This window comes from Klebsiella sp. A52, from assembly GCF_018388785.1.
Lineage (GTDB): Bacteria > Pseudomonadota > Gammaproteobacteria > Enterobacterales > Enterobacteriaceae > Klebsiella > Klebsiella aerogenes.
This window is the reverse complement of record NZ_CP074437.1, coordinates 3634325-3651373: the sequence shown is the minus strand read 5'-3', so window position 1 is coordinate 3651373 and position 17049 is coordinate 3634325. Positions and strand designations below refer to the sequence as shown.

Below are 17049 nucleotides of genomic sequence, written 5' to 3'. Positions count from 1 at the left end.
TCCTTAACGCGGCTTAACGCGGCACAGCGCCTGGGCGCCGGCCCGCAATGTGGCTTCATCTTTGGCAAAAGAGAGCCGAATCAGTTTGTTATCAGTGCCATCGGTATAAAATGCCGATAGCGGAATCGTGGCGACGCCGTATTCGGTAATCAGCCGCTTAACCATCTCACTGTCATGCTCATCGCTGAAATGGCGATAGTCCGCCAGCATGAAGAAAGAGCCGGCGCTCGGCAATAAACGGAACGGCGAGTCTTGCAGCAGTTGCTGGAGCAAATCACGCTTTTGCTGATAAAAAGCGGCCAGCGACAGCCATGAAGCCGGATTCTGCATATGCTCTGCGAAAGCGTACTGCATCGGCGTATCGGCAGAAAACATCAGAAACTGATGTACCTTGCAGATCTCATCCATCAGCGCCGCCGGCGCCACGCAGTAGCCAACGCGCCAGCCGGTCACGTGGTAAGTCTTACCGAAGGAAGAGATAATCACGCTGCGTTCCGCCAGCTGCGGATGGGTCGCCATGCCGTGATGCTTTTCGCCGTCGAAGACTACGTGCTCGTAGACTTCGTCGGACAAAACCACGATATCGGTATTGCGGATCAGCATCGCCAGTTGATTAAGGTCGTTGGCGGATAATACCTGGCCGCTTGGATTATGCGGCGTATTAATGATGATCATCCGCGTCCGCGGGGTAATCGCGGCACGCACCTCGTCCCAGTTAATCGCAAAATCCGGCACGGTGAGCTTAATCGCCACCGGCGTCGCGCCTTGCAGACGCACTATCGGGGCATAGCTATCAAACGAAGGCTCAAAGTAAATCACCTCGTCGCCAGCATGCACCAGCCCGGCAATGGCGGAATAGATCCCCTGGCTGGCGCTGGCGGTAACCAACACTTCGTTATCGACATCATATTGCGTGCCATATAACGTAGCGATTTTGTCAGCGATACGCTCTTTTAAAGCCCGCAGACCGGTCATTGGCGCGTATTGGTTATGTCCGGCGTTCATTGCCTGCGTCACGCCGGCCACCAGCTGTGGGTCGCAGGCAAAATTAGGCGCGCCCTGAGAGAGATTAATCGCATTATGCTGCGCTGAAAGCTGGCCGATAACGGTAAAAATCGTGGTGCCGACATCCGGCAATTTCGAGCGAGTGGTGACCGAAGCACTAAGAGCCATGATTAATCCTTTCTCGTTTTATTTGCATATCCATTCAAACCAAAGCGCCTTCAGGCGACAAGCGAATTGTTATCATAAGAGCTATGCATTCCGATCATGGCTCTCAGGACGCCTTTAAAACATGACAGGGCTAACACTCAGGCTATAAACCACAATTTTAGTATGCCTTATGCGATTCAATTCTTTATAATCCCCAGCGGTTCTAAGGCTACTGACCGCCTTAGAGAAATTTAGAATATATCTCTTTCCGGCATTTCAGGTGCTGAATGGGGCAAGAGGCAAATCATATGTTTATTACGTCAGCGTATATCGCGTTATTTTTAATCGCATCATGGGGACTTTTTAAACTCGACCAAAAAAGCAACTCGTTATCAAAAAGCGTTTTTATCGCAATCTTTCTCGGCGCCCTTCTCGGATTATCACTCCATTTCATTGCCAACGAACAACGTAAAACGGTCATTGACTGGTACAGTATCGTCGGCAACGGCTATGTTAATTTGCTGAAACTTGTCGCCGTACCGCTGATTTTTATTTCAATTTTGTCAGCGATTAACAAACTCGAAAATAGCGCCGGTATTGGCCGAATGTCCCTAACCATTGTTGCCTGCATGCTGTGCCTGGTAATGATTGCGGGTTGGGTCGGCCTGTTTACCGCTAACCTGATCGGTCTCGACGCCAGCGCATTCAGCCATATGCAATCGACGCTGACCGCCGAAGACGTCAGCAAAACCGCAGCCGTTTCGCTACCCCAACTGGTCACTTCGCTGATCCCGACAAATATTTTTCTCGACCTGACCGGCGCGCGCAGCGTATCGGTTATCGGCATCGTCATCTTTACCTTGCTGGCCGGCGTGGCGTTATTAAAGGTGAAAAAAGAGGCGCCGGAGGAAGGTCAAAAATTAAGTAGCGGGATTAACGCGATTCAAATTTGGGTGATGAAGATGGTGCGTATCGTCATAGCGCTGACGCCATACGGTGTCCTCGCACTGATGGCAAAAGTCTTTTCAACCTATCAGCTAGCGCAATTCACCAGCCTGCTAGGCTTTATCGCCGCCTGTTATCTGGCAGTCGCCATGATGTTTATCGTGCATGCGATTCTGCTGACTATTAGCGGTCAAAATCCTCTGCGCTACTTTAAAACGGTGTGGCCGGTGCTTACCTTCGCCTTTGTTTCCCGCAGCAGCGCGGCTTCGATTCCATTAGCGATTACCGCACAGGAAAAATTCGGCGTGCCGAATACCATCGCCAACATTGCCGCCTCCTTTGGTTCCAGTATGGGGCAAAACGGCTGCGCCGGGATCTATCCGGCCATCATGGTGGCCATGATCGCGCCAACGCTGGGTATCGACCCACTGTCGTTCTCGTTTTTAGCAAGCTTACTTCCGGCTATCGCTCTGGGCTCAATTGGCGTCGCAGGCGTCGGTGGCGGCGGGACATTTGCGGCGTTGATTGTCCTGTCTACGCTCAACTTCCCGGTGGCGCTGGTCGGCATTTTTATCGCCATTGAGCCAATTGTCGATATGGCGCGTACCGCGCTGAATGTGAATGGGTCGATGATGTCGGGCGTACTGGCGACGCGGCTATTGAAAAATCAACGTGCAAAGTCGCGCCCTGTCGCCTCGATGAGTGAATAATCCCGTCTGATTGAAGCGGCGGCCAGGCCTGAAAACTGGCCGCCAGCTGCTTATTTCTTGCTCAGCAGGTTAAAGCTGGTCATCAGGTTACGGTAGTCCGGAATGTGGTTGGAGAACAGGGTTCCCAATCCTTCGATATCATTGCGCCAGTCGCGGTGCAGCTCACAGGCCACGCCAAACCACGACATTAACTGCACGCCCGCCTGCGACATACGATCCCACGCCGCATCACGGGTGATCGGGTTAAAAGTACCGGACGCATCGGTCACCACAAAGACGTCGAATCCCTCTTCAATCGCCGACAGCGCCGGGAAGGCCACGCAGACTTCAGTGACGACACCGGCAATAATCAGCTGTTTCTTACCGGTGGCTTTTACCGCGTTAACGAAATCTTCGTTATCCCAGGCGTTAATATTGCCGGGACGAGCGATATAAGGGGCGTCAGGGAACTGTTCTTTCAGTTCCGGCACCAGCGGACCATTAGGGCCATTCTCAAAACTGGTGGTCAGAATAGTCGGTAGTTTAAAGTATTTAGCCAGATCGCTGAGGGCCAGGACATTGTTCTTGAATTTATCCGGCTCGATATCACGAACCAGTGACAGCAGCCCGGTCTGGTGGTCAACCAGTAATACTGCCGCATCATTTTTATCCAGACGAACGTAAGGTTTAGACATGATGGCTCCTTTTATACACATCAACTAATCGGTGAGAGACGTTGTATCAACGAGACTAATAATAGTGTAAGCACAGGATGACGATTAGATGGCAAAAACGGAACGCATCGTCCCAATTTCGCAACGATGCGTGGCATACTGCCTATGATCAAAATGCATAGCTGGAGCCAACATGTCGCGTAGCGCCCTGCCTTTTCATACCGTAGAAACGTTTCTGATAACCGCGAGGCATCTCAACTTAACCCATGCCGCGCAGGAGCTGTGCCTGACGCAGGGGGCGGTCAGCCGGCAGATTGCCGCGCTGGAGAGCTGGTTTGGCTTCCCGCTATTTGTACGCCACGCCCGCGGGCTGCGGCTATCTCCGCAGGGCAGCGCGCTTTATCCGGAGCTGCAGTCGGCATTTGGCCGCCTGTTAACGGTAGCCGAGCAGGCGCGCCAGCAGCAAACTGTCGTGCGCCTGAAAGCGCCTACCTGCGCGATCCGCTGGCTGGTGCCGAAACTGCTGGAGATAGAACGACGTTATCCGGAACTGCAGGTGGCGTTGACCACCACCACCGAGCATAACGTTAACTTTAAGACTGAACCCTACGATGCGGCGATTATCTTTGGCACCCATCAGAGCGCCGGGGATCTGCTGTTTGAAGAAGCCCTCACGCCGGTGGCCAGTCCCGATACGCCGTGCGATCCGCAGCTCTCCGCCATCACATTTTTACACCCGACGCGGGATAAAACCGACTGGCTGCTGTGGCTGGCGCACTATCCGCATGAACCAACGTTAAAAATGCATAAAAACCAATATTTCGACACCATGGACCTCGCCATCACCGCCGCGATGCAGGGGCTCGGCGTCGCCATGGCGGACGAGACGCTAATCGCCGAGGATCTTCGTACCGGGCGACTATGCCGCCCCTTCTCGCTCAGCGTCAAAACCGGCGCCAGCTACCGGTTGGTCGTTCGCCGCTCGCAAAGCAAAGCCGACGGCCTGGCGCGCTTTCGCGCCGCGCTGGTTAATCCAGCGTCACATGATGCTTCATCACCCGGCGAAACAGCGCCAGCCGCGCGCGCATAAAGCGGTTCTCGACTTTAAAACCCGCCCGCTTGTTAAGACCGATACGCAGCAACCGATCTCGCCCGCGCAAACAGGCGGGCCAGCGCACCGGGCCGGTTAACTCACTACACTGATTGCCTGCCAGCCTGGCAAAATTGGCCCAGTAGTCGGCGACCTGCGCGGCGAAGGCTCGGTCCGCCTCACTGGCGTACTGACACACCGGTTCGGCGCGGGTCAGATTGTCGAAAACGTAAACCACTTCGTTGCCATGCCACGCGCCGTGGAGATAAGTTTCATGTTCCGCTTGCGCAACATAATCAAACCAGTAGCGCCAGCACGGTTGCCCAACACGCTGCTGCGCCTGCATCACCACGTAACCCAGGGTGGTGAACGCCATATCGCGGCACACTTCTCTGCCTAACGCTTCATCCCCTTTGACGCCAGGATACAGCAGTTTGATAAGCCCAAGGCCAAAACGGCGTTCGCGACGCAGTTTTTGAATTTGGCCGGCAATATCGACGCCAAATACCGCCATCACGCTGGCCTCATCGCTATTGGAGCCAATCATCACCGGCATCGCATGCTGACGGCCCTTAAAGAACGTGTCGAGCATAGGCTCCGGCAGCACCGCATCGCCGACAATCGGCGCCGGGCCGATATTCAGCGGCGCCGTCAGCGCCCAAAAGGCATCGGCGGGGATTGCCCGCAGCTGTTCCGCGCTGGCATCGGCAAGAGAAAAATGTTCCGCCAGCAGCTTTCCCTTCGCCAGCGCCTTTTCCCGTGGTAAATCCGGTAAGGTATAACCGCTTTGCACGATGGCTTTATGGAACAATCCTTTCGCTTTCGGCGACGCCATTAACGACAGGACGCTGCGCGCCCCCGCGGATTCGCCGAACAAGGTGATATTGGCGGCGTCGCCGCCGAAGGCGTGGATATTATCCTGCACCCAGCGCAGCGCGGCTATCTGATCGAGCAGCGCAAAATTATACAACCGCTCGCCCTCTTCGCCTTCCAGGGCCGGATGAGCGAAAAAGCCGAGATGCCCAAGACGATAATTGACGGTGACCACCACCACCTCGCGGCTGGCCAACGCGCTACCGTCGTAGGGAGGCAGGCTGCCGGCGCCGATGGTGTAGCCGCCGCCGTGCAGCCAGACCATCACCGGGAGCGGCTGCGAGCGGGCAGCGGGCGCCCACACGTTGAGATACAGACAGTCTTCGGAAAAACGGCCAGGATCGCCGCCGCCCAGTTCACGACAATATTCGATATCCTGCCAGCTGGCGGCGGCAAAGGTATCGGCCTGACGCACGCCCTGCCAGCGCTCTGGAGGCTGCGGCGAACGCCAACGCAGCTCGCCTACCGGCGGCTGCGCGTAGGGAATACCGCGCCAGATATGGATCCCCTGTTCATTAGTGCCGGATAGCGTGCCCTGCCGCGTTTTTACTAGCGGCATAGATGAATTCTGCATAACAACGTCCTTTTGCAAGTTATGCCATGCAGAGTACCGATTTTAGAGCAGACCGCAACGGCGTTTACTCCGTTCCTCCGCCTGTTGATATAGTTCGAACTCATCGAGGACCTCACAGCCTAACGCCGCTTCAAAAGCGTCACGGCTGGCGTTACCGTGGCTGCGGGCCTGCGTTTCGTTGCCAAGATTTGATTGGAAAATCCCCGCGGCGCTCACCGGTAAAAAATCTTCATAAACAATCGGCTGCGCGACTACCCAACCGCGCTCGATCAGCGGTTGCGGATCGTCGCCGGGGCCAAAAGCATGGCGATGCGCTTCCCCCGCAGGCGTCAGGCGATAGCGGAACCACGCCAGCCCCTGCTGACGCAGCAAAAATTCGCTGTCAGGAAACTGGCTAAAGACCTCCTGCAAATGGCGCTGGTGGTTAAGATTGTCTTTACCGACCCCGGCCTCATTCAGTAAGCGGTCATACAGCGCTCGTCCTTTCGGCGTCAACGCGACGCCGCGTTGTTCAATTTCGCCAAAGCGCGCGCTGTGCGTACCTTTATGTTCGCCGGCGAACATCACCGGCTCTTCCAGCGCTTTAAAACTGGTTTGCCGCAGTAAAATCGGCACCTCGCGGCGCGGCGGTCCCTCAATGAGCGCTTTCGGTTCGATACCGCACTGCGGCATCAACGCCTGAACCCGATCGATATCGAGAGTGCGCGGCGTCAGATGGTTAATGTGGCAACCGGGGAAACAGACCACATCGGCAATCAACCGGTGCTCATTATGCAGCGCGTGATAGGTTTGCTCGTCGACGGTGGCATGACGGTGCCAACGGAAAGTCTCCAACGCTTCGTTGACGAATTCGCGCGCTTCTGCAGCCGTGAATTCCCCCCTATCTTCGTGTAACGCAATCAGCTCACGGCAGCGCGGCGTAAAGATATCGCGACGGGCGAGAATATCCGCCGCTCGCTGACGCAGCGCCTCGTTGCCGATCAGTTCAAGGCGCAGCAACGAGGTGAAAATACGAAACGGGTTACGCGCCAGCGCCGCGTCATCGACCGGGCGAAAGGCGGTAGAATGCACGGGTACCCCAGCCTGCGACAGATCGTAATAGCTAACGGGATACATCCCCATAATGGCAAACATGCGACGCAGGGTCGCCAGTTCTTCCGCCGTTCCCACGCGGATCGCGCCGTGGCGCTCAACGTTCAGCCGTGCCAGTTCGTCGGCATTAGCCAATTGTTCATGTAATTTCGGGTTGTGTTCCAGGACCGCCAGATTCACATCCGCCACCAACTCCAGGAGGGTTCCATACTGCGGAACTTCCTGCTGGTACATTGCCGACATAGCCTGTGAAAAGTTTTCCCGAATCTCATCAGCCGTGATGGTGTTCGCCATGATGTCTTACCTCCAGTGAATACTTCCTGGAGTGTAGGAAAGCGCGTTAAGAGTGGCGGGAAGAATTTACAAACTGTGATGCGGATAACCTGCTACCGCGTTTCGCCTGTACAAATCATAACCGTGGGTTATGAAAAATTAGATTTAATTTCACTTTAAATCAACAAAACATTTACAGAGACTGTTTCTGGCGAAATTACAACAACATGCCTCTCTTCCGTTTGATGGAGTACCCTATGAATAATAAATGGTCACCGCGCGAGGTCGTACATCGCGATTACAATAGCCATCCGCCGGCGCTGGCGCCGGGATACAAAACCAGCGTGCTACGCTCGCCGCGCAATGCGCTCATCTCCCTGCAAAATTCACTTTCTGAGATTACCGGCCCGGTGTTCAGCAGCGACGACCTTGGCCCGCTGGATAACGATCTCATTCTCAACTACGCCAAAGACGGCCTGCCGATTGGCGAACGAATTATCGTCCACGGCTACGTGCGCGACGGCTTTGGCCGGCCAATGAAAAATACGCTGGTCGAAGTATGGCAGGCCAATGCCGGCGGCCGTTACCGTCATAAGAAAGACCAGTATCTGGCGCCGATTGACCCCAACTTCGGCGGCTGCGGACGGGTTCTGACCGATGAAAATGGTTATTACTGCTTTCGCACGATCAAACCCGGCCCCTACCCGTGGCGTAATCAGGTTAGCGACTGGCGACCGGCGCATATTCACTTTTCGCTCTCAGGGGATGCCTGGGCGCAACGGCTGATTACCCAAATGTACTTTGAAGGCGATCCGCTTATCAAACAGTGTCCGATTGTCAGAACCATCAATAACGATGATGCCGTGCGTACCCTGATTGCCGAGCTGGATACCCACGCCGCCGTGCCGCTCGACAGTCTGGCCTATCGTTTTGACCTTGTGCTGCGCGGCCACCGCGCCACGCTGTTCGAAAATCGTACCCAGGGGGTCGCCCAATGAAAGACTATTTAGCTGAAACCGCCTCGCAGACTGCCGGGCCCTATGTGCATATTGGTCTGGCGCCGGACGCTGCAGGATTTCATATTTTTGAGAAAAACTTTGGCCCCAACTTAGTGAGCGCGGAAACCAAAGGCCAACGCATTACGATTGAAGGGCGGGTTTTCGATGGTTCCGGAACCCCGGTACGCGACGTGCTGCTGGAACTCTGGCAGGCTAACGCCGACGGGCGTTATAACCATCCCGACGACCGCCAGCAGAACAAGGCTCTGGACCCGAACTTCCGCGGCTGGGGCCGTACTTGTTCTGACTTTGCATCCGGCGTCTGGCGTTTTCAAACCATCAAACCCGGCGCGGTCGTCGGCCGTGACGGACGCATTATGGCGCCGCACCTCAATCTGTGGGTAGTGGCGCGGGGTATCAACATTGGCCTGAATACGCGGATGTATTTCGCTGATGAACAGGCGGCAAATGAACAGGATCCGGTACTGAATCTGATTGAATGGGAAGTTCGCCGCCAGACGCTTATCGCGCAACGTGAAGTGCGTGGAGATGAAGTCGTGTACCGCTTTGATATTTATTTACAGGGCGATAAAGAGACCGTGTTCTTCGATATTTAATTTCCCCCCCCAAATTACTCCCTTTACCCTGCCCCGCCGAGTGCGGGGCTTTTTATCGCCTCTGGTAGAAATGACTTGTAAGACAATAAGATCAAATGTTAATAATATTTTGCTAACTAGTTATCAAAATTAAACAACTTCGCTTGCTACCGAGACAGCTCTGTTTTTAACATCGATTATGGAAAAAAATGGTCTCTTCAGTCAGCGCATTCGCTTGCGCCATTTACATACTTTCGTCGCCGTCGCACAACAGGGAACCCTGGGGCGGGCGGCAGAAACCCTGAATCTTAGCCAACCTGCGCTATCAAAAACCCTCAACGAGCTTGAGCAGTTGACCGGTACCCGGCTTTTTGAGCGCGGGCGGCTTGGCGCGCAGTTGACGCTGGTTGGCGAACAGTTTCTAACCCATGCGGTCAAGGTGCTGGATGCTCTCAATACCGCAGGCCAGGCTCTCAATCGTAAAGAAGGCATGAATAGCGATGTGGTTAGGATTGGCGCCCTGCCAACCGCAGCGCTCGGTATTTTGCCTACGGTGATTGGTCAATTTCACAAACAGCAAAAAGACATCACCTTACAGGTCGCCACCATGAATAACACCATGCTGCTGGCGGGGCTGAAATCCGGCGATGTCGATATTGGTATTGGGCGCATGTCCGATCCGGAACTGATGAGTGGCCTCAACTATGAACTGCTGTTTCTTGAATCGCTAAAACTGGTCGTCCGCCCCGGCCACCCGCTGCTGCAGGAGACGGTAACGCTCAGCCGGGTGATGGAATGGCCGGTGGTGGTCTCACCAAAAGGGACCATTCCGCGGCAGAATGCGGAAACGCTGCTGCAAAGCCAGGGCTGTAAAATTCCCCCCGGCTGTATTGAAACGCTGTCGGCCTCGCTTTCACGCCAGCTCACCGTCGATTATGACTATGTCTGGTTCGTCCCTTCCGGCGCGGTGAAAGACGACCTGCGTCGCGGTTTGTTAACCTCATTACCTATCGCCACCGAAGGCGCCGGCGAGCCGATCGGTATTCTTACCCGAGTGGACGCCAGCTTGTCGCAGGGGGCGCAAACTCTACTCAGCGCGATACGCAAATCCATGCCTGCCTGATTATTCATGGTCGTTACCCCGAGCGAATACAACGGGGTAACGTACCGCTACGTTCATTCTTCTGCCCCTTAATATATACATCGTGCTAATCAATTAGTGCGAAATCATTCATTAACATTTGCGCTCATTTCATTAACAGATTTATCATAGCCATGATTTCACCATTTGGTTCATGTGAAATGAATTCATCTTTTGAAATCACCTTTATGAAGCTTTATGGAGCTTCACTCAAAAGCAATTTCCATTTGCACTTGATTCATTTGGTACACACCTGGCAAGGGGTGGTAAAAGGAGACAACATGGCTACGGGCAACGTGCCGCGCGGATTCCCCCGGATCCTGCAGTGGCTACTCGCCGGACTGATGTTAATCATCGGTCTGGCAATCGGTATTTTAGGCGCCAAACTGGCAAACGTCGGCGGCACCTGGTATTTCGCCATTATGGGGCTGGTGATGGTTATCGCCTCCCTGCTTATTTTCCGCAATCGTCGCGGCGGCATCATTCTTTATGCCGTCGCCTTCGCAGCTTCCATTGTTTGGGCTATCAGCGACGCCGGCTGGACCTACTGGCCGCTGTTCTCACGCCTGTTCGCGCTTGGCGTTCTGGCTTTTCTGTGCGCTATTGTTTGGCCTTTCCTTTCCAGCGCACCGGCCAAAAAAGGCGCGGCCTTCACCCTCGCGGGCGTGCTGGCCGTGGTACTGCTGGTCAGCTTTGGCTGGATGTTCAAATCCCAGCCGCTGGTCAGCGCCAGCGAACCCGTGCCGGTAAAACCGGTACAACCGGGTGAAGAACAAAAAAACTGGGAGCACTGGGGTAATACCACTCACGGCGACCGCTTCGCCGCGTTGGATCAGATCAATAAAAACAATATCAACCAGCTACAGGTTGCCTGGATTGCCCATACCGGCGATATTCCGCAGAGTAACGGTTCCGGCGCGGAAGACCAGAATACGCCGCTGCAGATTGGCGATACTCTCTATGTTTGTACGCCATATAGCAAAGTCCTGGCGCTGGATGTCGATAGCGGCAAAGAGAAATGGCGCTACGACTCAAAAGCGACGGCGCCGAACTGGCAACGTTGCCGCGGTTTAGGCTACTACGAAGATAGCCAGGCACAGGCTAATGCCGTTGCCGGGACCCAGCCTGCCGCCTGCGCCCGCCGCCTGTTCCTGCCAACTACCGATGCGCGTCTGATCGCAATCGATGCCGATACCGGTAAAGCCTGTGAAGCATTTGGTGAACACGGTACCGTCGATCTCAGCGTCGGCATGGGGGAAATCAAACCCGGTTATTATCAGCAGACCTCTACCCCGCTGGTTGCCGGTAACCTTGTTGTCGTTGGTGGTCGTATAGCGGATAACTACTCCACCGGTGAACCGCCGGGCGTGGTTCGCGCTTTTGACGTGCATACCGGTAAACTGGCCTGGGCCTGGGATCCGGGCAATCCGCAACTGACCGGCGTGCCGCCGGAAGGACAGACCTACACGCGCGGGACGCCGAATGTCTGGTCCGCGATGTCCTATGATGCCAAACTGAATCTTATTTATCTGCCAACCGGTAACGCCACGCCAGACTTCTTCGGCGGCGAACGTACGGCGCTGGATGATAAATACAGTTCCTCTATCGTTGCGGTCGATGCGACCACCGGTAAAGTACGCTGGCATTTCCAGACTACCCATCACGATCTGTGGGATTTCGATCTGCCTTCGCAACCGCTGCTGTACGATCTGCCGGACGGTAAAGGCGGTACGACGCCGGTACTGGTGCAAACCAGCAAGCAGGGCATGATCTTTATGCTTAACCGCGCGACGGGCGAACCGGTCGCTAAAGTGGAAGAACGTCCGGTCCCGGCTGGTAACGTTAAAGGTGAACGCTACTCGCCGACGCAACCGTACTCCGTCGGCATGCCGATGATCGGCAACGAAACGTTGAAAGAATCGGATATGTGGGGCGCCACCCCGGTTGACCTGCTGCTGTGCCGTATTCAGTTCAAAGAGATGCGCCATCAGGGGGTCTTTACTCCGCCGGGTGAGGACCGATCCTTGCAATATCCGGGCTCGCTTGGCGGGATGAACTGGGGCAGCGTGTCGGTTGATCCGAATAACGGCCTGATGTTCGTCAACGACATGCGTCTTGGACTGGCTAACTACATGGTGCCGCGAGCGAAAGTGGCCAAAGATGCCAGCGGTATCGAAATGGGTATCGTACCGATGGAAGGTACGCCGTATGGCGCAATGCGTGAGCGTTTCCTGTCGCCGTTGGGTATCCCCTGCCAGAAGCCGCCGTTCGGCACCATGTCGGCGGTCGATCTGAAAAGCGGTAAGCTGGTCTGGCAGGTTCCGGTAGGTACGGTAGAAGATACCGGTCCGTTGGGTATCCGCATGCATATGCCGATCCCTATCGGCATGCCAACGCTGGGAGCTTCGCTTTCTACCCAGTCTGGCCTGCTGTTCTTCGCCGGCACCCAGGATTTCTATCTGCGCGCCTTTGATACCGCCAACGGCAAAGAGATTTGGAAATCTCGCCTGCCGGTGGGCAGCCAATCCGGCCCAATGACCTACGTTTCACCGAAAACCGGTAAGCAATACATCATTATCAACGCCGGCGGCGCGCGTCAGTCTCCCGATCGCGGCGATTACATCATCGCTTACGCTTTACCCGATCAAAAATAAAACCAGGGCCCCGTTCAGGGGCCTTTCTTTATCTCTCCGGTTTCAGATTCCATTTAGGCGCCGATCTTCAGGCTTTTGTTACTATGGAACCTCATTTCTCAGGCAGAATAAACAGGGAGGAAGCCATTATGGCTTTGATGAAAGGCTCAAGCGCGCTGCTTTTGGCTGCGTTACTAACGGGATGCGCCAACAAGGAACCACCACAACTTTATCGCCACGACTTTGTGTTGAAGAATCCGCGTACGGGTATGCCGCTGCCCTATCTCCCTTACCAAATCACCACACCAGACGGTAGAGTATTTAAGGGCAGAACCGATAAAAACGGTTTAACCGTAGAAGCGATATCAACCATGCCGGGAGAATTTAAGATCAATATAATCCCTGAGTCAGCACTATAAGTTTCTTCGACAGGCTGCGATTTTAGAATGTTTTATTGCGTTATGTTATTATTGCGAACAGTTATCAATAACAACATAACAAGGATAAAAGATGAAAGGAGCCTTCCATCACCTGCCGATCGGCGCACTCTTATTAGCCGCAACCACCTCAGCCCAGGCGCTGAAAGCGCCAGAAGTGGATTTACGCGACCCGACGCTGTGGGAAGAAAAAAAGGTCAATCCGCTAAACGAAATCTCTGCCCCCTGCGAAGTGGCAAGCGGTCCGGATTGTCCAGTCTGGGAGGATCAAAAGTCAGATATTCAACGCGAAAGAGAACGGCGAGAGCAACGACGTTGGCAATCGGGCTATGAGCACTGGCGCAAGTATTAACACAGCCAGAAGTCAACCCGGGCGATAAATGGCCCGGGTTTCGCTATCGGTGATACTTAGTTATCACCGAAGTGAATAACCGTACGAATCGATTTACCTTCATGCATCAGATCGAAGGCTTCGTTGATCTGGTCGAGCGGTAACCGGTGGGTGATAAACGGATCGAGGCGAATCTTACCCGCCATCGCGTCTTCAACCATCCCCGGCAGCTGGCTACGCCCTTTCACGCCGCCGAAGGCGGAACCACGCCATACTCGGCCGGTGACCAACTGGAACGGACGAGTTTTAATTTCCTGACCCGCTCCGGCAACGCCAATGATAACGCTCTCACCCCAACCTTTATGACAGCACTCCAGCGCCGCGCGCATAACGTTGACGTTACCGATACATTCAAAACTGAAATCAACGCCGCCATCGGTTAGCTCGACAATCACGTCCTGAATCGGTTTATCGTAGTCGTTCGGGTTGATAAAGTCGGTGGCGCCCATCTCTTTGGCGAGGTTAAATTTATCCGGATTAGTGTCGACCGCCAGAATGCGTCCGGCCTTCGCCTGCACCGCTCCCTGAATCACCGCCAGGCCAATACCGCCCAGCCCGAACACCGCGACGCTGTCGCCCTCTTTCACCTTCGCCGTGTTATGTACCGCGCCGATACCGGTGGTGACGCCGCAGCCCAACAGACATACTTTTTCCAGCGGCGCCTGCGGGTTTACTTTTGCCAGCGAAATCTCGGCGCAGACGGTGTATTCGCTGAAGGTGCTGGTGCCCATATAGTGATAAATCGGCTCGCCGTTATAGGAGAATCGCGTAGTGCCATCCGGCATCAGACCTTTCCCTTGGGTGGCGCGGACCGCCTGGCAGAGGTTAGTTTTGCCAGACTTGCAGAATTTACATTCGCCGCACTCGGCGGTATACAGCGGAATAACGTGATCGCCAGGTTTCAGGCTGGTCACGCCCTCGCCGACTTCAACGACGATACCGCCGCCTTCATGGCCCAAAACCGCCGGGAACACGCCTTCCGGGTCGTCGCCAGAGAGAGTAAAAGCATCGGTGTGGCAAACACCGGTGTGGGTGATTTTGACCAGGACTTCGCCTTTCTTTGGCGGCGCGACGTCAATCTCCACGATTTTTAACGGCTGGCCGGGGCCAAAGGCAACTGCTGCACGTGATTTCATACTGTCCATTCCTCGTCGTGATTTTACTTTAAATAGGATCGTAGCAGGTGACCGACTTCCGCCATGCGGGCGGCGCGTTGGTCCGGGGTAGTATCGCCGCTAACCAGTTCATCCTGCAGATGCATCTCCACCAGCTCGCCCATCAAACCGTTGGCGGCGCCGCGAATGGAGGCAATCTGTTGCAGGATAGTCATGCAGGGTTCGCCGGACTCCAGCGCACGTTCCAGCGCTTCAACCTGCCCGCGAATACGGCGTACGCGGCTAAGCGCACGCTTCTTGTCTTCTGGTGAATGTGGCACGAGAGGCCCTCCATATCATATAGGGGGGTATACTATATTTATTTAGCTAAAGTGGCAAATTGAAACGCCGCTAACAACCATAGCATAGCGGCGCAAGTTTACCGTTAATCGAGAGTGAGGCTCATGGCTATACAGCGTAGCTCGGCGTTGGCCATTTTCGAATAATGACTCTTTTCACCATGTGAAACAAAGCCATGGCGTAGATAAAAGCCCGCCGCATTGGGGGTCGCCTCAAGCGTAATGGTTTCGAGCCCCCGTCGGCGAGCTTCGGCAATAACCGCCCTCATGATCAAATCCGCGCATCCCTGCCCGCCCCACTCCGGCAGCGTAAAGATCGCTTCCACGCTTAAGGACTCAATATCGAGATAGCCGGTAGCGACGGGTTGGCCCAGCCTATTTTCCACGATATAAAACGGATTATCGGCAACGGCGTGACGATACCCTTCGGGCATCTGTTCCGGCGTCCAGGCGTGAATCACTTCAGCGCCATAGCTTTGACGACAGCCATGGCGAATCGCCTGATTACGGATATTCCACAACGCAGGGGCTTCATCGGGTACCGCGCGTCTCACTCTCATCGCTACTCCTGTTTTTTTATGGCGTCGCTCGTGGACGGCTGGCCTTCATCGGGATGCGCGATACCACCAGCGCCCCCAAAACCAGGAACCCGGCAACGAGGTAAAATCCGGCGTTGAAGCTACCGGTTAAATCCTTCAGCCAGCCGAATAATAACGGACTCATGGCCGATCCCATATTACCTGTCGCGTTAATCACCGCAATGCCGATCGCTCGCGAGCGCAGGCTGATGGATTGATCCGGCGTGGTCCAGAAAATCACCATCGCCGCATAGGCACCCGCCGAGGCCATAATCACCCCCAACAGTTGCATGATGCTATTTGACCCGTGCGCCGCCAGCATCCAGCCCGCGGCGGCAAACAGGTAGGGCAATAACGTGTGCAGCTTACGTTCCTGTAAGCGGTCAGAACGTTTGCTCCACCAGATCATCGCCATAATGGTACAAATATGCGGTACGGCGCTGAGCAGGCCAATGGCGATATTGCTGCTGCCCTGGTTAAAGCTTTTGAGAATGAGAGGCGTCCAGACGCTAAGCGCGCTTAAAGTATTACAGAGAAAGAAATAGGCCAGCGTATACATCAACACCACCGGGGTGAAGACGTCGCGCCAGAGGCTGCCTTTCCCCTGCTGCAGCGCGCTCAGACTGGCGCTACCGTTCGGTTGCACTAGTCGTAGTTTGTCCTTTTCCATCATCTCGTTAAGGCAACGTTTGTCTTCATCGCTCAGCCATTTGGCCTTTTTCGGGCTATCATCGAGATAGAACCAGACCACCGCCCCCAACAGCACCGATGGGAATCCTTCCAGCAGGAACAACCACTGCCAGCCTTTAAGCGCCAGCATACCATCCATACTGAGAATATAGCCGGAGACCAGCGAGCCCAGCGCCATCGTCACCGGCATAGCAATCATAAACAACGCATTGGCGCGCGCCCGGTAGTAGGCCGGAAACCAGTAGGTTAAGTAGAGCAGAAGCCCCGGAAGAAAACCGGCTTCGGCAATCCCCACCAGCATGCGCAGCAGATACAGGCTATTCGGCCCGGTCGCAAACATGGTCGCTGTCGATGCAATCCCCCAAACCACCATAATGCTGGCAATCCAGCGACGGGCGCCAACGATCCCCAGCATGATGTTACTGGGAATACCAAAGATGACATACATCGCGTAGAACAACGTCGTCGCGAGGCCGAACATGGTGCTACTCAGCCCCAAATCCTGGCTCATCGTGAGCCCGGCAAAGCCAATATTGATACGGTCAAGAAACGAAAAGATAAAAAGCAGAAACAGAAAAGGGATCAAGCGCCGGAACAATTTATTGATCACCACCTGCTCGCGCGGGCTCAGGCGTTCAGCGCCACCGGCATCGGCATCGGCGACAGGCGGAGAAGTGGCCGGTATATTATCGGTCATGTCAGGGTTTCCTTTTGCTCATCGGTATTGAAAATGCAGGCGTTTTAGCCAATGACGCTGCGGATACCGCTGA

Annotated in this window: 16 protein-coding genes; 8 read left to right on the top strand and 8 right to left on the bottom strand. The window is 54.9% G+C overall.

The features are described 5' to 3' along the window. Positions 1-3: 3 nt before the first annotated feature. Complete coding sequence (locus KGA69_RS17200; protein WP_045393965.1) at positions 4-1173, bottom strand: pyridoxal phosphate-dependent aminotransferase; 1170 nt, start codon at positions 1171-1173, stop codon at positions 4-6. 287 nt (positions 1174-1460) lie between these two features. Here KGA69_RS17200 and KGA69_RS17195 point away from each other — a divergent pair, with 287 nt between their 5' ends. Further along, a complete protein-coding gene (locus KGA69_RS17195) occupies positions 1461-2807 on the top strand; it encodes an L-cystine transporter (RefSeq protein ID WP_045393963.1) in 1347 nt (448 codons plus the stop codon). Positions 2808-2857: 50 nt separating this feature from the next. On the opposite strand, the gene ycaC is transcribed toward KGA69_RS17195, so the two are convergent. Beyond that, positions 2858-3481 (bottom strand): isochorismate family cysteine hydrolase YcaC, encoded by a 624-nt coding sequence (gene ycaC, locus KGA69_RS17190; RefSeq protein ID WP_015366381.1) that lies wholly within the window; start codon positions 3479-3481, stop codon positions 2858-2860. A gap of 172 nt (positions 3482-3653) precedes the next feature. Here ycaC and KGA69_RS17185 point away from each other — a divergent pair, with 172 nt between their 5' ends. After that, on the top strand, positions 3654-4550 hold the full coding sequence (locus KGA69_RS17185) for a LysR family transcriptional regulator (protein ID WP_049061249.1): 897 nt from the start codon (positions 3654-3656) through the stop codon (positions 4548-4550). Here the strand turns inward: KGA69_RS17185 and KGA69_RS17180 are convergent. Together KGA69_RS17180 and KGA69_RS17175 are read right to left on the bottom strand one after the other, a co-directional pair. Further along, positions 4489-5997 (bottom strand): carboxylesterase/lipase family protein, encoded by a 1509-nt coding sequence (locus KGA69_RS17180; RefSeq protein ID WP_045393954.1) that lies wholly within the window; start codon positions 5995-5997, stop codon positions 4489-4491. The genes KGA69_RS17185 and KGA69_RS17180 overlap by 62 nt on opposite strands. A gap of 42 nt (positions 5998-6039) precedes the next feature. Further along, positions 6040-7383 (bottom strand): 2-oxoadipate dioxygenase/decarboxylase HglS, encoded by a 1344-nt coding sequence (locus tag KGA69_RS17175; protein ID WP_045393952.1) that lies wholly within the window; start codon positions 7381-7383, stop codon positions 6040-6042. A 236-nt stretch (positions 7384-7619) separates the two neighbouring features. On the opposite strand from KGA69_RS17175, the gene pcaH reads away from it, so the two are divergent. The 6 genes from pcaH (at position 7620) to KGA69_RS17145 (ending at position 13519) form a co-directional block, all read left to right on the top strand. Then, positions 7620-8360, top strand: coding sequence for a protocatechuate 3,4-dioxygenase subunit beta (gene pcaH, locus KGA69_RS17170; protein ID WP_045393949.1), 741 nt, complete (start codon positions 7620-7622; stop codon positions 8358-8360). Beyond that, positions 8357-8977 carry a protocatechuate 3,4-dioxygenase subunit alpha gene (gene pcaG, locus KGA69_RS17165; RefSeq protein ID WP_047048808.1) on the top strand — a complete coding sequence of 207 codons (621 nt, stop codon included), beginning with the start codon at positions 8357-8359 and terminating at the stop codon, positions 8975-8977. Before pcaH ends, pcaG begins: the two co-directional genes overlap by 4 nt. Before the next feature lie 178 nt (positions 8978-9155). Beyond that, a complete protein-coding gene (locus KGA69_RS17160; RefSeq protein WP_045382604.1) occupies positions 9156-10079 on the top strand; it encodes a LysR substrate-binding domain-containing protein in 924 nt (307 codons plus the stop codon). 299 nt (positions 10080-10378) lie between these two features. Beyond that, positions 10379-12751 (top strand): glucose/quinate/shikimate family membrane-bound PQQ-dependent dehydrogenase, encoded by a 2373-nt coding sequence (locus KGA69_RS17155; protein ID WP_213292507.1) that lies wholly within the window; start codon positions 10379-10381, stop codon positions 12749-12751. Positions 12752-12879: 128 nt separating this feature from the next. After that, positions 12880-13149 (top strand): hypothetical protein, encoded by a 270-nt coding sequence (locus KGA69_RS17150; protein ID WP_045393942.1) that lies wholly within the window; start codon positions 12880-12882, stop codon positions 13147-13149. A gap of 91 nt (positions 13150-13240) precedes the next feature. Then, positions 13241-13519, top strand: coding sequence for a hypothetical protein (locus KGA69_RS17145; RefSeq protein WP_045393939.1), 279 nt, complete (start codon positions 13241-13243; stop codon positions 13517-13519). Positions 13520-13575: 56 nt separating this feature from the next. Here the strand turns inward: KGA69_RS17145 and KGA69_RS17140 are convergent, their stop codons facing one another. The 4 genes from KGA69_RS17140 to hpaX all read right to left on the bottom strand — a co-directional run bounded on the left by KGA69_RS17140 (position 13576) and on the right by hpaX (position 16976). Beyond that, positions 13576-14694 carry an S-(hydroxymethyl)glutathione dehydrogenase/class III alcohol dehydrogenase gene (locus KGA69_RS17140; protein WP_213292506.1) on the bottom strand — a complete coding sequence of 373 codons (1119 nt, stop codon included), beginning with the start codon at positions 14692-14694 and terminating at the stop codon, positions 13576-13578. Positions 14695-14717: 23 nt separating this feature from the next. Beyond that, complete coding sequence (locus KGA69_RS17135; RefSeq protein ID WP_015705585.1) at positions 14718-14993, bottom strand: metal/formaldehyde-sensitive transcriptional repressor; 276 nt, start codon at positions 14991-14993, stop codon at positions 14718-14720. A gap of 104 nt (positions 14994-15097) precedes the next feature. Further along, the gene (locus KGA69_RS17130; protein ID WP_045393933.1) at positions 15098-15571 is read right to left on the bottom strand and encodes a GNAT family N-acetyltransferase; all 474 of its coding nucleotides are present in this window, start codon (positions 15569-15571) and stop codon (positions 15098-15100) included. Between the two features lie 16 nt (positions 15572-15587). Continuing rightward, positions 15588-16976 carry a 4-hydroxyphenylacetate permease gene (gene hpaX, locus KGA69_RS17125; RefSeq protein WP_047050862.1) on the bottom strand — a complete coding sequence of 463 codons (1389 nt, stop codon included), beginning with the start codon at positions 16974-16976 and terminating at the stop codon, positions 15588-15590. Positions 16977-17049: the final 73 nt, after the last annotated feature.

Bases quoted from the DNA above. Each gene is read 5' to 3' on its own strand.
- KGA69_RS17200 (WP_045393965.1), bottom strand. From the start codon at position 1,173: ATGGCTCTTAGTGCTTCGGTCACCACTCGCTCGAAATTGCCGGATGTC.
- KGA69_RS17195 (WP_045393963.1), top strand. From the start codon at position 1,461: ATGTTTATTACGTCAGCGTATATCGCGTTATTTTTAATCGCATCATGG.
- ycaC (WP_015366381.1), bottom strand. From the start codon at position 3,481: ATGTCTAAACCTTACGTTCGTCTGGATAAAAATGATGCGGCAGTATTA.
- KGA69_RS17185 (WP_049061249.1), top strand. From the start codon at position 3,654: ATGTCGCGTAGCGCCCTGCCTTTTCATACCGTAGAAACGTTTCTGATA.
- KGA69_RS17180 (WP_045393954.1), bottom strand. From the start codon at position 5,997: ATGCAGAATTCATCTATGCCGCTAGTAAAAACGCGGCAGGGCACGCTA.
- KGA69_RS17175 (WP_045393952.1), bottom strand. From the start codon at position 7,383: ATGGCGAACACCATCACGGCTGATGAGATTCGGGAAAACTTTTCACAG.
- pcaH (WP_045393949.1), top strand. From the start codon at position 7,620: ATGAATAATAAATGGTCACCGCGCGAGGTCGTACATCGCGATTACAAT.
- pcaG (WP_047048808.1), top strand. From the start codon at position 8,357: ATGAAAGACTATTTAGCTGAAACCGCCTCGCAGACTGCCGGGCCCTAT.
- KGA69_RS17160 (WP_045382604.1), top strand. From the start codon at position 9,156: ATGGAAAAAAATGGTCTCTTCAGTCAGCGCATTCGCTTGCGCCATTTA.
- KGA69_RS17155 (WP_213292507.1), top strand. From the start codon at position 10,379: ATGGCTACGGGCAACGTGCCGCGCGGATTCCCCCGGATCCTGCAGTGG.
- KGA69_RS17150 (WP_045393942.1), top strand. From the start codon at position 12,880: ATGGCTTTGATGAAAGGCTCAAGCGCGCTGCTTTTGGCTGCGTTACTA.
- KGA69_RS17145 (WP_045393939.1), top strand. From the start codon at position 13,241: ATGAAAGGAGCCTTCCATCACCTGCCGATCGGCGCACTCTTATTAGCC.
- KGA69_RS17140 (WP_213292506.1), bottom strand. From the start codon at position 14,694: ATGAAATCACGTGCAGCAGTTGCCTTTGGCCCCGGCCAGCCGTTAAAA.
- KGA69_RS17130 (WP_045393933.1), bottom strand. From the start codon at position 15,571: ATGAGAGTGAGACGCGCGGTACCCGATGAAGCCCCTGCGTTGTGGAAT.
- hpaX (WP_047050862.1), bottom strand. From the start codon at position 16,976: ATGACCGATAATATACCGGCCACTTCTCCGCCTGTCGCCGATGCCGAT.